This is a genomic window from Paraburkholderia sp. MPAMCS5 (assembly GCF_036016995.1).
GTDB lineage: Bacteria > Pseudomonadota > Gammaproteobacteria > Burkholderiales > Burkholderiaceae > Paraburkholderia.
Map to the genome: position 1 here is coordinate 704190 of NZ_JAYXBK010000001.1, position 14958 is coordinate 719147.

General features: G+C 64.3%; 13 protein-coding genes. 8 read left to right on the forward strand and 5 right to left on the reverse strand.

Annotated features, from left to right (window positions below; genetic code table 11):
• Positions 1-50 precede the first annotated feature (50 nt).
• Positions 51-1142 (forward strand): porin, encoded by a 1092-nt coding sequence (locus tag VOM14_RS03305; protein ID WP_327627226.1) that lies wholly within the window; start codon positions 51-53, stop codon positions 1140-1142.
• Positions 1143-1257: 115 nt separating this feature from the next.
• Here VOM14_RS03305 and VOM14_RS03310 read toward each other — a convergent pair whose 3' ends face one another.
• The 3 genes from VOM14_RS03310 to VOM14_RS03320 form a co-directional block, all read right to left on the reverse strand.
• Positions 1258-2094: an ABC transporter ATP-binding protein gene (locus VOM14_RS03310; RefSeq protein WP_327627227.1), complete on the reverse strand. Its 837-nt coding sequence runs from the start codon at positions 2092-2094 to the stop codon at positions 1258-1260.
• Between the two features lie 61 nt (positions 2095-2155).
• Positions 2156-3148, reverse strand: coding sequence for an ABC transporter substrate-binding protein (locus VOM14_RS03315; protein WP_327627228.1), 993 nt, complete (start codon positions 3146-3148; stop codon positions 2156-2158).
• A 91-nt stretch (positions 3149-3239) separates the two neighbouring features.
• A complete protein-coding gene (locus VOM14_RS03320) occupies positions 3240-4031 on the reverse strand; it encodes an ABC transporter permease (RefSeq protein ID WP_327627229.1) in 792 nt (263 codons plus the stop codon).
• Between the two features lie 405 nt (positions 4032-4436).
• On the opposite strand from VOM14_RS03320, the gene VOM14_RS03325 reads away from it, so the two are divergent.
• The 7 genes from VOM14_RS03325 (at position 4437) to VOM14_RS03355 (ending at position 12032) form a co-directional block, all read left to right on the forward strand.
• On the forward strand, positions 4437-5273 hold the full coding sequence (locus VOM14_RS03325) for an alpha/beta fold hydrolase (RefSeq protein WP_327627230.1): 837 nt from the start codon (positions 4437-4439) through the stop codon (positions 5271-5273).
• Positions 5274-5330: 57 nt separating this feature from the next.
• A complete protein-coding gene (locus VOM14_RS03330) occupies positions 5331-6224 on the forward strand; it encodes an FAD binding domain-containing protein (protein ID WP_327627231.1) in 894 nt (297 codons plus the stop codon).
• Positions 6224-8539, forward strand: coding sequence for a xanthine dehydrogenase family protein molybdopterin-binding subunit (locus VOM14_RS03335; protein ID WP_327627233.1), 2316 nt, complete (start codon positions 6224-6226; stop codon positions 8537-8539). The genes VOM14_RS03330 and VOM14_RS03335 overlap by 1 nt, the downstream gene beginning before the upstream one ends.
• Positions 8540-8541: 2 nt before the next feature.
• Entirely contained in the window at positions 8542-9039 is a 498-nt protein-coding gene (locus tag VOM14_RS03340) for a (2Fe-2S)-binding protein (protein ID WP_327627234.1), read from the forward strand.
• A gap of 94 nt (positions 9040-9133) precedes the next feature.
• On the forward strand, positions 9134-10534 hold the full coding sequence (locus tag VOM14_RS03345; protein ID WP_327627235.1) for an MFS transporter: 1401 nt from the start codon (positions 9134-9136) through the stop codon (positions 10532-10534).
• 3 nt (positions 10535-10537) lie between these two features.
• A complete protein-coding gene (locus tag VOM14_RS03350) occupies positions 10538-10915 on the forward strand; it encodes a RidA family protein (protein WP_327627237.1) in 378 nt (125 codons plus the stop codon).
• Positions 10916-10997: 82 nt separating this feature from the next.
• Positions 10998-12032, forward strand: a complete 1035-nt coding sequence (locus VOM14_RS03355) for an XdhC family protein (RefSeq protein WP_327627238.1) — start codon at positions 10998-11000, stop codon at positions 12030-12032.
• 36 nt (positions 12033-12068) lie between these two features.
• Here VOM14_RS03355 and VOM14_RS03360 read toward each other — a convergent pair whose 3' ends face one another.
• Entirely contained in the window at positions 12069-13688 is a 1620-nt protein-coding gene (locus VOM14_RS03360; RefSeq protein ID WP_327627239.1) for a class I adenylate-forming enzyme family protein, read from the reverse strand.
• A 4-nt stretch (positions 13689-13692) separates the two neighbouring features.
• A complete protein-coding gene (locus VOM14_RS03365) occupies positions 13693-14658 on the reverse strand; it encodes a LysR substrate-binding domain-containing protein (RefSeq protein WP_327627240.1) in 966 nt (321 codons plus the stop codon).
• Between the last annotated feature and the right edge of the window lie 300 nt (positions 14659-14958).

Sequence of the window (14958 nt, forward strand, 5' to 3'; positions counted from 1 at the left end):
ACGTCCTGCACGTCCCGCTCTATGAATAGAACGAAATCGATGGAGGAGATATGCACGAAAAAGGAGGAGCGGTTCCCGCTTTACGCGTCAGTACCTTGACGCGCTCGCTGGCAGCATTGGCGTTGGCGGGACTTGCGAGCGGCGCGGCGCATGCGCAAAGCACCGTCACGTTATACGGCTCGCTCGACGGCGGTCTGCGCAATCTCGTGAACGGCACGAAGACGGGCGGCGCGGCGCTGACCATGGCGTCGAACGGCGTGTACAACTCGAACCGCTGGGGCATCGAAGGCAAGGAAGATCTGGGCGGCGGCTACTATGCGCGCTTCGTGCTGGAGGCGGGCTTTGTGCTTTCAACGGGCGCGAACAACAACACGAACAATCAGATCTTCCAGCGCACGTCGACGGTCGGAATCGGCGGACCGTTCGGGCAGATCGACGTGGGTCATCAATATACGTTGCAGCATTTCGTGGTCAAGGACTTCGAGCCGTTCGACTTCCATTACCTGAGCATCACCGAATCGACCGCGGTGTCGGGCGGCACTACGGGCCGCGATGACAACGATATCAACTATCGCGGCATTTTCGGGCCGTGGGTGGTGCGCGGCGAGTATGCGCCAGGCGGCGTGCCGGGCAGTGTCGCGCATGGTTCGACGCTCGGCGGCGGCCTGAATTACCACACGAAGACCATCAAGCTCGGCGCGGGCTACACGCACAAGTCCAATCCGCTCACGGCGACGTCGAGCCAGTACTTCGCCAACGACCAGTACACGGCGGGCGGCGCGGTGACGCTGGGCCCTGTCGATGTGATGGCCGGCTATTCGCTCGACTTGCAGGACACGCCCGCCTCGGCGCGCAGCATGACGCGCAATCAGTACCTGTGGGGCGGCCTGCGCTATCAGGCGACGCCGTTTTTCAACGTGACCGCTGCCTACTACGACGACAAGAACAAGACGGGCGGCGTGGACGGCAGAAAGGGCGTGGCGATTATCGGCATCGACTATCTGCTGTCGAAACGCACCGAGCTGTATGCGGACATCGACTATACGCATTTCACCGGCGTGTATGTCACCAACGCGACGTTGAATCTGTCGGGTCATCAGAAGCAGACGGGCATCTCGTTCGGCATGAACCACTGGTTCTAGAAGCACGCTTCGCGCAATGCTTCGCGCAATGTCTCGCAGCAAATAAAAAGCCGGTTGGAACCTCGCGGGTTCCAACCGGCTTTTTCTTGTGCGTGCTTGTGCGTGCTTGTGGGAATCAGTGATCGTCGAGCGAGCCTTGCGCGTTGAAATGGGCGCGAATCGCCTTGGTGTAGTGAAGAAACGCGGGCGTCGCCATCACTTCGAGCGGACGCGGGCGCGGCAGATCGATATCGTAGATCTCGGCAATCGAGCCGGGCCGCTCGGACATCACGAGGACACGGTCGGACAGAAAGACCGCTTCGGGAATGCTGTGCGTGATGAGCAGCACGGTTTTCTTCGAGCCGAGCCAGATGCGTTGCAGTTCCATGTTCATGCTTTCGCGCGTCATGGCATCGAGCGCGCCGAACGGTTCGTCCATCAACAGAACCGACGGCTCATGCAGCAGCGCGCGGCAGATCGATACGCGCTGTTGCATGCCGCCGGAAAGCTGCCACGGATACTTTTCCTCGAAGCCTTTGAGACCCGCCATGTCGATCAACTGCATCGCCTTCTCGCGTGCTTCGCGCTTCGGCATGCGGCGCATCTCCGCCTGCAACAGAATGTTGTCGAGCACATTGCGCCACGCGAGCAGCACGGCGCTCTGAAACACGATGCCCACGTTCTTTTGCGGACCGCGAATCGGCTGTCCGGACAGGGTCATCGTTCCCGACGAGATTGATTCGAGCCCCGCCACCATCTTCAGCAAGGTGCTCTTGCCGCATCCCGACGGTCCCACGATCGAAACGAATTCCTGCTCGCGAATCTCGAAGTCGAGCGGTTTCAAGGCCTCCATCATGCCTTGCGCGGTGCGGTAGCTCTTGGTCACGCCGCGCAATTCGATCAGCGCTCTGGAAGACACAGGCGCGGAAGAAAATCGGTGATGCTTGTCGTCAAGCTTCAGTACGGTGGTCATAGCAAGGCCAGTTTCAGGTGAACGGGAGGGAACGACGAGCGCGCCGCCAGGGCGGGCGCGCTCATGGAACGAACGCGCTCGTGTAGTACTTCGCGGGCACGTTCGCGGCCGGATCGAGCTTGCTGTACCGCACGACCGCGGCGACGGAGTCGTCGATGTTCTTCGCGCTGACGTGGAAGATCGGCGCATTTTCGGTTTCGGGCGTGCGGTAGAACGGGATCGTCGCCTTCAGCGTGCGGATCATCGTGTCGCGCGAACCGGCGGCGGGCAGCGTCTTGAGCAGCGCGTCGACGGCGGCGGCCGGATCTTTCTCGCTGTCGGCCACCGATTTCGCCGTTGCCCGCATGAAGCGTTTGAGCAGGTCGGCGTTATTCTTGATCATGTCGTCGCGAGCGATGATGCTGAGTGTCGCCACGTTGACCTGGTAGTCGGCGAACAGAAGGGCGTGGGCGGGCTTCTTCGTGGCCTGCTCGACGGAAATGAGCGGAATCGTGGCAAAGCCGACCAGCAGATCGGCCTGGCCGGTGATCACGGCATTGATCGTCGTTTGCGGATTGCCTGTGATGGTCTTGAAGTCGGAGTCCTTCAGGCCGACCTTGTTCATGAACATCGTCCAGAGCTGCGAGGACGCGTCGCCGGGCGCGACCGCCACGGTTTTGCCCTTGATATCCTGCGGCGTTTTGATGTTCTTCTCCGCGAGGCCGACCACCGAGGTCGGGTTCTCCTGCATCAGCACGCCGATCGCCTTCACGGGCGCGCCCATCGCGGCGACCTTGATCATCGTGCTGAAATCGGCGTAACCAATGTCCACGTTATGTGTCGCGACCGCCTGCACCGTCGGTCCCGAGCCATGACCTTCCATCAGTTTCAGGTCGATGCCTTCGGCGTCGTAATAGCCCTTCACCTTGCCGAGATAGAACGGCGCGACCGCACCGTTGACGGTGTAGTTGAGCATCAGCGTGATCGAGTCTTTGGCAAAGGCGCTATTGCTCGCGCAACAGGCCGCGGCGAAACTCAGCGCGGCCGCCATGCGCTTCAGGCTTTTTGATTTCATATCGTCTCCTTCCTGTGAGCCCATAAAAATGGGTTGCTGTCTGTTCTTCGATGTAGAGGGTCAACACTGCGCGCCGTGCGTGGCGCACGCCTCAGACGCGGCCGAGAAGACGCGAACGGTGCGACGCATGCCAGGGAATCGCAATGCGCTCGAGCATGTCGATGGCGACGAACAGCAGCGCGCCGATCACGGAAAGCACGACGAGCGCCGAGAAAATCAGCGGCTGATCGAAGTTGCCGTTTGCACGTTGCAGCACGAAGCCGAGCCCCGAATTCGCGCCGACGAATTCGCCGACCACCGCGCCGACCACGGCGAGCGTGATCGACACTTTCATGCTCGAAAAAATGGCGGGCAGCGCGTGCGGCAGGCTGATCTTGAAGAACGTCTTCACGGGCGAGCTGCCCATCGACTTCGCCAGATCGATCAGGTCTTTCTCGACCGACTTGAAACCCATCACCGTCGAAACCACCACAGGGAAAAAGCCGAGCAAAAACGCCACGAGCACGCGCGGAAAAAGTCCGAAGCCGAACCACACGACGAAAAGCGGCGCGATCGCGACCTTCGGAATGCTTTGCGAAAACACGACGAGCGGGTACAGGTAGCTTTCGATCAACGGCGATGCGGCGACGAGCATCGCAATCGGCACGCCGATCAGCACGGAAAGCGCGAAGCCGCCGAGCGTCGCGTAGAGCGTCGGCAGCGACTCCTGCAACAGCATCGGCCATTGCGCGGCGATCTGTTGCAGGATCGATTCGGGCGTCGGCACCAGATAAGGCGGAATCTTGAAGATGCGGATCACGAGATCCCACGCGAGCAGTATGACCACGATGAGCAGCAGCGGACGCACCCACTGCGAGTTCAGGACTTTCCTGGTGAAATTCACGGCATTCGACCTTTCTGTTGAGAGGCTGGAAAAAGACCGCGGAATCACGGAAGAGGCCCGGATGCCGCGGCAGCTCGTGGAGGCGGACAAGCGCGGCGGCGCGGCCAGGACGTATTGCGTGGACATGGGCCGGCACGCTCTGGCAGCAAGATTGACGAGGAGTGGGGCGGCGGGCAAACGCTAATTGTTCATGCCGCATATGAGAGAAATTCATCTGCCGGGACATCTGCGGCAAGACCCGCGAAGCGTCTTGCGCGTCATGGCACGCCCCTTCGCAGCCAATGAATTGTTTTCATGCTTTACATGAAAGATCGTCGTTTGCCGCGACCACGGGCAGCCCGCAATATCCGGCTGCGGGGTCGACGACCCTGACTCGAACTCACCCGACAGCCTGTGGAGCACGCAATGAATCAACCGATCGGACCCGACGTCGTGTCGTCGCACGTGAGCGTGCGGGACGGCACGAAAATCGGCTACAACCTCTACGGCGCGAAAGACAACACAGTGCGCGTGGTGCTCGTGCATTCGCTCGCAATGGACCGTCACTTCTGGACGCCCGTCATCGAGCGGCTACTGCCGCGCGCATCCGTGCTCGCCATCGACGCGCGCGGTCACGGCGCATCGGACAAACCGGCCGGCCCCTACACCGTGTCGCTCTTCGCACAGGACGTCTACGACGTGCTGCAAGCCACGGATTTTCGCAACGTGCTGATCGCGGGCGCGTCGATGGGCGGCTGCGTTGCGCTGGAGTTCGCGGCGACCTGTGCCGACGCGATCGCCGCGGGCCTGATCGACACGACCGCGTGGTACGGCGAGAGCGCGCCGCAAGACTGGAACGCACGCGCCGCAAAAGCCGCGGAGGGCGGGCTCGCCCCGCTCGTCGATTTCCAGACGACGCGCTGGTTCAGCGACGCGTTTCGCGCGGAGCATCCGGATGTGGTGCAGCGCTGCGTCGATACGTTTTTGCGCAATGACGTCGCCGCCTTTGCCGCGACGGGCCGCATGCTGGGATCGTTCGACGGACGCGCGCTGATGAGCGCGGTGAAGGTGCCGACCTGCGTGATCGTCGGCGAAGAGGACTATGCGGCGACGCCCGCCATGGCGCGCGCGCTGCATGAAGGCATTGCCGCCTCGACCTTCACCGAGATTGCGCAAGCGCGCCACCTCACGCCGCTGGAGACGCCGGATATCGTCGCGCGCGAGCTGCATGCGCTGCTCGACCGCGCCGGCTGCGCGCAATAGATCGATAGAGAAACACGCAGAAACATGCAGAAATACGCGCAACGAGGAGTGCTCTAGATGATTCCGTTTGAGCTTGCGAGGCCCCGGTCGCTGACGGAAGCGATCGCGCTGCTGGACCCGGAAGACCCGGATATCCGTCCGGTGGGCGGCGGCACGGCAGTGATGTTGATGATGAAGGCAGGCGTGTTGCGGCCCACGCGCCTCGTCAGTCTGCGCGACATCGAACCGCGCTATGCGCAGGTTCGCGCCGGCGAAAACGGCGAGTTGCGCATCGGCGGATTGACGCGGCTCGCCACGCTGGAGCATTCGCCCGTCGTGAAGGAAGGCTGGCCGCTGCTCGCACGCACGTTGCGCACGCTGTCCAACGTGCGGGTGCGCAATGTCGCGACGATCGGCGGCAATCTCGGCCACGCCGATCCGCACATGGACATGCCGCCGGTGCTCACCTCGCTCGGCGCGCGCGTGACGATCTCGGGGCCGAACGGCGAGCGGACCGTGCCCGTCGAGGAACTGTGCACGGGCTACTACGAAACCGTGCTGGCCCGCGACGAACTGATTTCGGAGGTGATCGTGCCGCCGCAAGCAGGCCGTCCCGCCGCCTACATGAAAGTGACGACGCGCGCCGCGCACGACTGGCCGGCGCTCGGCGTCGCGGTCGTGCTCGATATGAACGGCGCGCGGATCGGCAACGCGAGCGTGATCGTCGGCGCGGCTACCGACCGGCCGACGCGGCTCACCGAGGCCGAGGCGCTCCTGCGCGGCGCGTTGCCCGACGACGCGACGTTGCGCAACGCGGGCGAAGCGGGCGCGGCGCAGCTCGACATCGTCGGCGATCCTCACGGTTCCGCGAGCTACAAGAAGCAGCTGCTGAAGGTCTATCTGGGCCGCGCGGTGCGCACGGCGCTGGCCGCCGCGAGCGCACGCGCCGCTCAATTCGAGGGTGATGCGTAATGAAGATCGACAAGACGCTGGACGAACAGCCGGCACAGAAGCAGGTGGGCCGCGCACTGAACCGGCTCGAAGCGCGCTCGAAAGTGACGGGACGCGCGGAATATATTCACAACCTCGTGCTGCCGCGCATGCTGCACGGCAAGATTTTTCGCAGCACGGTCGCGCACGGCAAGATCGTCAGCATCGATACGAGCGCCGCGTGCGAACTGGAAGGCGTGTTCGCCGTGTACACCGGCGAGGATGTCCGCAAGGTGATCCCCGAGCCGTATTACGGCCCGGCCTTTCACGACCAGCCGATTCTCGCGCTGGACAAGGTGCGCTATATCGGTGAGCCCGTCGCGGTCGTGCTCGCGGACGATCCGCATGTCGCCGAGGAAGCGACGCATCTGATCATGGCCGAGTACGAGGAACTGCCCGCCGTATTCAATGAAGTGGAGGCCGCGAAGTCGGAGGTGCTGGTGCACGATTTTCTGCGCCCGGCCGGTACGTTCCCCGATCTGAAGCATCTCGCGGGGCGCAAGGGCACCAACGTGGCGCTCGATTTCCAGTTGCGGCGCGGCGACGTCGAAGCGGCCTTCGCGAGCGCCGCGCATGTGTTCGACGATACGTTCACGACGCAGCAGGTCATGCACACGCCGCTGGAGCCGATGGTGTCGCTCGCGGAACCCGACGTGGGGACGGGAACGCTGACGGTGCATACGGCGTCGCAGAGCCCTTCGTTCGTGCGCATCGAAATCGCGCGCCTGCTCGGCTGGGACGAAAACCGCGTGCGCGTGAAGTCGGCGCTGCTTGGCGGCGGCTTCGGCGCGAAGCTGTATATCAAGCTCGAAGCGCTGGTTGTCGCGTTGGCCTTGCTGTCGCGGCGCAACGTGAAAGTTTCGCTGACGATGGAAGAGCAGTTCTTCACGATCACCAAACACGCCACCACGTTCCGCATGAAAACCGCCGTGAACGAAGAAGGCCGCATCACCGCGCGCAAATGCGAGGTGTGGTGGAACGGCGGCGCGTATGCGGACATCGGGCCGCGCGTCACGCAGAAGTCGGGCTTCACGGCCTCAGGTCCGTACGACATCGACAACGTGTGGATCGATTCGTATCAGGTGTACACGAACCTGCCGCCCGCCGGCGCGTTTCGCGGCTTCGGCATTCCGCAGATGGTGTGGGCCTATGAAAGTCACGCGGACATGATTTCGCGCGCGCTTCGCATCGATCCGCTGGAGTTCCGCCGCCGCAACATCTTGCGCGAAGGACGTCCGCATGCAACCGGCACGCCGATGCACGACGCGGCCATCGACCTCGTGCTCGAACGCGTGGCCGAGCGGATGAACTGGAGCGCGCCGTTCGAGCGCGGCACGGGCACGCTGCGGCGCGGACGCGGCATCGGCGTCGGCTTCAAGGCGCTGGTCGCGCCGACCACGTCGATGGCGATGGTGAGCCTCGCGGGCGACGGCAGCTGCACGGTCTATTCGAGCACCGTCGATATGGGACAGGCTTCCGAAACGGCGATTGCGCTGATGGCGGGCGAAGTGCTCGGCATTCCCGCCGAACGCATCAAGGTGATGCGGCCCGACACTGACGTGACGCCGTACGACATGGCGACGCTCGGCTCGCGCTCGACGTTCCACATGGGCCACGCGGTGCGTCTCGCCGCCGAGGACGTCAATCGCAAGCTCGCGGAGCTGGCCGACGAACTCGGCCTCGCGCGCGTGCCAGCAATTCGCGCGGGCGAACTGCTGCGGCGCAAGTACGGCATGCAGGCGGGCAACATCGTCGGAGTTGGCAGCTTCATTCCGCCGTACAAGTCGCCGGAACACGAGACGGGGCAGTCCGAAAACATCACGCCTAACTGGATGGTGGGCGGCGCGGGCGTCGAAGTGGAAGTGGATACGCAGACGGGTCACTTCAAGCTGTTGCGCTTCGAGCACGTGGTGGATTGCGGCACGCCGATCAATCCGAAAGTGGTCGCCACGCAGATCTCCGGCGCGGCCATCATGCAGCTCGGCATTTCGCTGTTCGAGCGCATGGAGTTCGACGAAGTCGGGCAGCTTCGCAACGCGTCGTTTGCGGAGTACAAGATTCCGGGCATCCACGACATCCCGCATACGATTGGCCGCGAGACCGTCGATTCGGTGCAGAACAACGGACCGTTCGGCGCGAAAGGCGTCGGCGAGAGCGCGACCTTCGGCGTCGCCTCGGCCATTGCAGAAGCGATCGAAGATGCCGTCGGCGTGCGTCTGAAATCGTTGCCGCTCACGCCCGAGAGCGTGTACCGCGCGCTGTGCGCCGCGCGCAATGAACCGCTATCCGAGGAATAAACATGACTGCCACTTCCATCTCCATCCATTTCACGCTGAACGGCGAGCGCGTGAGCGCCGAGGTCGAGCCGCATCACACGATTCTCGAGGTATTGCGCCAGCAGTTCGCCCTCTACGGCGCGCGCGAAAGCTGCGGCCAGGGCCTGTGCGGATGCTGCACCGTGATCGTCAACGGCGAGAGCGTATCGGGCTGCCTGTATCTCGCGGCCATGGTTGACGGCGGCGAAGTCAGCACCGTCGAGAACCTCGACGCGCACGGCGAACTCGACGTGGTGCAGCAGGCTTTCATCGAGTGCGGCGCGTTTCAGTGCGGCTTTTGCACCTCGGGCTTCATCTTGATGAGCCGCCAGTTGCTCGACCGCAATCCCGATCCGACGGACGCGGAGATCCGGCATTTTTTGTCGGGCAACCTGTGCCGTTGCGCGGCCTATCCGGAGATTATCGAAGCCGTGAAGCTCGCCGCGCAAAAGCGCAAGTCGAAGGCGGCGGTTGCTGCGTAACCCACGCGGACGCAAGCACAAGCCCATCGTAGCAACGCGCGTCCGTACAACAACAGACGACACGGCGCGCGCAACGACATCGAGGAGACAGTCGATGCAGCAACCTCTGGAAGAGAGGTCCGGCGGCGGCACGTGCGGTTCGCGCGAGCCGGCTCGCGGCGCGGGGCATGCCACGTCGGACGTCGTGTGGTATCGCTCGATCAACCGGCAGCAGTGGAGCGCGCTCGTCGCGTCGAATCTCGGCTGGTTCTTCGACGGCTATGAAACCTATGCGCTCGTCCTCACCGTGGGCGGCGCGCTCGGCCAGTTGCTCGCGCCCGCCGAGCACGCGCAGATTCCGTTCTATGCCGGGCTCGTGATCGCGTTGACGCTGCTCGGCTGGGGCATCGGCGGACTGATCGGCGGCATCCTGACTGACTACATCGGCCGCAAGCGGATGATGATGCTCGCGATCCTCGCGTACTCGCTGACCACGGGTTTGAGCGCGCTGTCGTGGGACTGGACGTCGTTCGCGGCGCTGCGCTTCATCGTCGGCCTGGCCATGGGTTCCGAGTGGGCGACGGGCACTGCGATGACCGCCGAGATCTGGCCGGACCGGCATCGCGGCAAAGGCGCTGGGCTCATGCAATGCGGGCTCGGCACGGGCTTTTTCGTCGCTTCGCTGATATGGCTTTTCATGAGCGGCGCGGGCGTGCATGCGTGGCGCTACATGTATCTGATCGGCGTGCTGCCGGGTCTCGCCACCTTGTGGATGCGCGCGGGCATTCCCGAGTCGGAGCAATGGCAGCGCGTGAATGCGGAGCGCAAGGCCACGCTCGCGCGCAGAAAATCGGGCGCCGCGCTCGACGACCGCGAACAGGCGCTGGCGCGCTTCACGCTGGTCGATCTGCTCGCCGACCCGAAGCTGCGCCGCCGCACCTGGATCGCGGTGCTGATGTCGCTCAGCACGACGCTCGGCTGGTGGGGCATTTCGACGTGGGTGCCGCCCTACATCGGTTCGGTCGCGGCGCATGCCGGACTGCCCGCGGCCACGTGGGCGAGTTTCGCGGGCATGGCTTATAACATCGGCGCGATCAGCGGCTATATCGGCCTTGGCTTTCTCGCCGACGCCTATGGCCGCAAGCGCGTCACGTGTCTGTTCTTCGCGATGGCGTTCATTCTCACGCCGGTGCTTTTCATGTGGACGCACGACGCCGGCTTGCTGCTCGCGGTGGCCTGCGTCGCCGGCTTTTTTAGCCTCGGCCAGTACACGTGGATGCCGACGTGGCTGCCGGAGCTGTATCCAACGCGCGTGCGCGGCACCGCTATCGCGCTGTGTTTCAACATTCCGCGCTTTCTTGCGTGGACGGGGCCGCTCGTCGCCGGTACGCTGATCACTCGCTTCGGCGGCTACGGTCATGCGGCGGTGACGGTCGGCTTCATCTATCTGGTGGGCCTCGTGCTCGCGCCGTGGCTGCCGGAAACGCGCGGCCAACCTTTACCTGAAGAGGTCTGAACCATGAATTTCATTTTCACCGAGAATGCGCCGGCTCCTGGCGGCCACTATTCGCAGGCCGTGCAGGCGGGCGGCTTCACGTTCGTGTCGGGCATGCTGCCCGGACCGGGCGTGGCGACAGACGGCCCGGACAACTTCGAGCGCCAGGTGCGCGCCACACTCGGTCATTGCGAGCGCGTGCTGAAGGAAGCGGGCTGCGCGCTGACCGACGTCGTGCAGTGCACCGCGTATATCGTCGATGTGAAGAACTGGCCGGAATTCAACCGGCTGTACGCGGAGCACTTCGGCGCGCACAAGCCCGCGCGCGCGGTGGTGCCCGTGCCCGAGCTGCATCACGGCTTTCTGGTCGAATTGCAGATGGTCGCGCATCAGGCGGCGTGACGGGCGACATGAAGGGCGACATGAAGGGCGGCATGAAGAACTGCGCGAAGCTTTATGGAAGCTCCGCGCACCGGAGGAGACGATGGACAGCATCGACGTAAGCGTGCTGCACAACGCGGTGGACTGGCTCAAGGCCGGCCGCCGCGTGGTGCTCGTGACGGTCACGCGCACGTGGGGTTCGAGCCCGCGTCCGGTCGGCGCCATGCTCGCGATGCGCGACGACGGCGCGGTGAGCGGATCGGTGTCGGGCGGCTGTATCGAAGACGATCTGATGGACCGCGCTCGCGCCCAACTGCTCGCGGGCCAACGGCCCGAAGTGGCGACCTACGGCGTCAGCGCCGAGCAAGCGCGGCGTTTCGGTTTGCCTTGCGGCGGCACGATGCAACTCGTGATCGAGCCGCTCGCGGGCGAGGCGTCGCTCACGGCGATGCTCGAACTGCTGGAGCAGATCGGCGAGGGCAATCTGATTGCGCGCGAACTCGATCTTGCCAGCGGCCGTTCGCGGCTGCGCCCGGCGTTGCCCGACGAACAGTTGCGCTTCGACGGCAAGACGCTCGTGAGCGTGCACGGTCCGCGCTACCGGCTGCTGATCATCGGCGCGGGCGACCTGTCGCGCTTTCTCGCGGTGATCGCGAGCGGGCTCGGCTATCAGGTGACCGTCTGCGATCCGCGCGAGGAATATGCCGACGCGTGGTCGCTGTCCGGCGTGCGAATCGTGCGGACGATGCCCGACGACACCGTGCTCGACATGCGCCTCGACGGCCACAGCGCCGTGGTTGCATTGACGCACGACCCGAAGCTCGACGACCTCGCGCTGATCGATGCATTGCACACCGACGCGTTCTATGTCGCGGCCATCGGCTCGCGCCGCAACAGCGACGCGCGTCGCGAGCGGCTCATGCTGTTCGATCTGGACGACGCGCAGGTGAGCCGGCTGCATGGACCGGCGGGCATTTTTATCGGCAGCAGGACGCCGCCGGAAATCGCGGTGTCGATCGCGGCGGAGATGACGGCCGCGAAAAACGGCGTGAAGTTGTCACGCGCGTTGAACGTGGCGCGAGCGAAGAGGCGGGAGCAGGACAGCGCGGCGTGTCCCGCGCTTGCCGGTGCGAACTGACGTGCACGAGGCGCTGAAAAGCAGACGTGCCCCGCGCTACTCCTGCTCGGGCTCCGACAGATCCGGCCTCAGGTTCACGATGCGCCACCACTGCTGACGCAGCGTGTCGCGCAGAATCTTGCCGCGCGCGCTGCGCGGCAGCGCGGCAATCAGATAGATGTCCTTCGGCATTTTTTCGCGCGCCAGTTGCCGGCGGCAATGCGCGCGCAACGTTTCCGCGCTCGGCTTCGCGCCGGGCTGCGCGACCACGAAACAGACGGTTTCCTGGCCATATACCGGATCGGGCACGCTCAACGCCGCGACATCCTGCACTTGTGGATGCGCGCGCATCACGTCCTCGATTTCCTGCGGCACGATCTTGACGCCGCCGCGAATGATCAGATCGTCCATCCGCGCGGCCATGCGCACGAAGCCATCCTTGTCGCACGCGGCGATGTCGCGCGTGAAGAGCGGCGCGCCGCGAATCGGCAGCAGCGAGCCGTCGCGTTGCAGGATGCCGAGCGCGAGCTTGTCGCCGTCCACCACCACCTGACCTTCGACGTCCGGCGCGCACGGCACGCCGTCGGCGTCGACGATATCGAAGCGGATGTGCGCCGCCGGATAGCCGACCGTGCCGAGCTTGCGGTGCGGCAGCCGGTTGCCGCACATCCATCCCGCTTCCGACGAGCCATACAGATTCAGAATGCGGATGCCGTACAGCTTTTCGAAGCGCCGCCATTGCACGGGCGAGAGCGGCGCCGTGCTGCATGTCATGGCGCGCAGCGAGGCGAAGGTGTCGGCGCTCACGTCGAGCGGCGCTTCGAGCAGCATGTTGAGGACCGTGGGCACGCCCGCGCACACGCTAATGCGGTGATCGCGAATCCACTCGCCGAAGCGGCTGCGCGAGAAACGGCGTGCGACGCAGAGCGTCGAACCGAGTTGCAGGAATGGGATGAAGCTCAGTATTTGCGCCGAGTACCAGTCGAACGAGCGGTATTCGAGCATGCGGTCGTCGGCGCTCGAACCCAGCAGTTCGATGCTGTCGAGACCATTGAGCCAGTAGCACGCGTGATCGTAGACAACGATCTTCGGAATGCCCGTCGTGCCCGACGTGCAGCACATCGACGCGATGTCGCCGGGCGCGCTTATCGTTGCGCCGTCGGGCAGCGGCGTAGCGTCTTGCTCAGGGTCTTGCTGGTCAAGCGAGATGATGTCGCCCTCGAAATCCGCATGCTCGCGCCCCGCGCGCGCCCAGGAGACGAAGCGCGCGACGGGCACGTCCGCTCCCGCGACGGACGTGTCCGTGGCGCCGGCGGGAAACACGATGAGCGCGGGTCGAATCGTATCGAGCAGCTTGCGCGCCGTCGCCTTGCCGACGAAGGGCACATCGAGCGGACACACGATGGCGCCGAGACGCCATGCGCCGAGCCACAGCAGCAGCTTGTCGGGCGCTTCGCAATCGGCCAGCAGGACGCGCGTGCCTTTCGTCACGCCGCGACGCGCAAGGTGCCGCGCGATGGCATCGACGGATTTGGCCAGTTGTTCGAAGCTCATGCTCGCGCGCCGCTCGACATCGACGATGGCGGGCTTGTCGGGTGCGGCCCGGCGGTGCTGTTCGAGCAGGGCCGCGACAGTGCGAAAAGGCGGATCGTTGGCGGGATGGCGCGCGTGAGACATGAACTCAACAGGGCTCGGGCACGGACGGCGCGGCCACCGCGGATAGCGTGGCGGCGCCGCCGCCTTTTCCGTTCTCGCCAAGCCGCGCGAGCGCCCATTCACGGAAAGCTTCGACTTTTTTCGTGCGCGCCTTGTCGTTCGGCGACGAGACGAAGTACGCGGAACTGGACGGCACGCGCATGTCGAACGGCGCCACGAGCTTGCCGCTTGCGAGATCGCCGTTCACGAGCGGTGTGCGTCCGATCGCGATGCCCACGGAGTCCACGGCCGCCGCGAGCGACGTGAGTTGCAGATGAAACACCGACTCGCCGGCGAATTCGACGGGCCCGCGTCCGGCCGCTTCGAGCCATGCGGGCCAGTCGTCCTGATACATCGAATAGAAGTACGTGCGAATCTGGCGCATGCGCGAAAGCGCCTCTTCCACGGAGTCGAACTGGCCGGCTTCGGCCAGCACGGCAGGCGAGCAGACGGGAAAGAATTCCTCGCCATGCAGCCGGTCGGAACGCGCGGCCGCCCAGCGCCCCGAGCCGTAACGAATCGCCACGTCGTAACTGTTGCGGTCGAACTCGTTGAAGGTGGAACTGGTGGCGACATGCACCGTGATGTCCGGGTGAGCGCGCTGGAATTCGGGCAGCGCGGGAATCAGGCATTTGACCGCGTAAGTGGGCAGGCACGTGACAGTGAGCACGGTGCTCGGCTTTTTCTTGCGCGCGTGAGCCGTGGCGATGGACAACAGATTGATCGCCTCGTGCACCGAATCGAGATATTCGCGCGCGGCGGGCGTCAGCGTGAGGACATTGCGGCGTCGCACGAACAGCTTGATTTCGAGCCGGTCTTCGAGCGTCTTGATCTGATGGCTGATGGCCGTCTGCGTCAATTCGAGTTCCTGGGCTGCGCGGGTGAAGCTCAAATGCCGCGAGGCGGCTTCGAACGCGAGCAGGCTCTGAAGCGAAGGGATATAGGGTCTCATCTGAATCTCAGCGTGATATCAGCGCAATGCAAGAACGCGTGGTAGTTGGATCGTAACGGTTTTCACCGGCGCGTGCGTCGCTCGGCGCAAGGCGCGACAGCCTCGCTTGGCGGCGACGCGCAAAGCTGCCCGAATGCACGGATGATCGACTGGTTACAGACCCCGAGGAAATGAAACTTTTTCATGCCGGCATGAGAAAAGTTAGTTTGCGCGCGTCGAAAGCGCTCATGCACTCTTGGTCCGGTCGAGCGAAGCGTCGTCTATCGGCGCATATTTATCAATGGTTACAAACCCGGTACC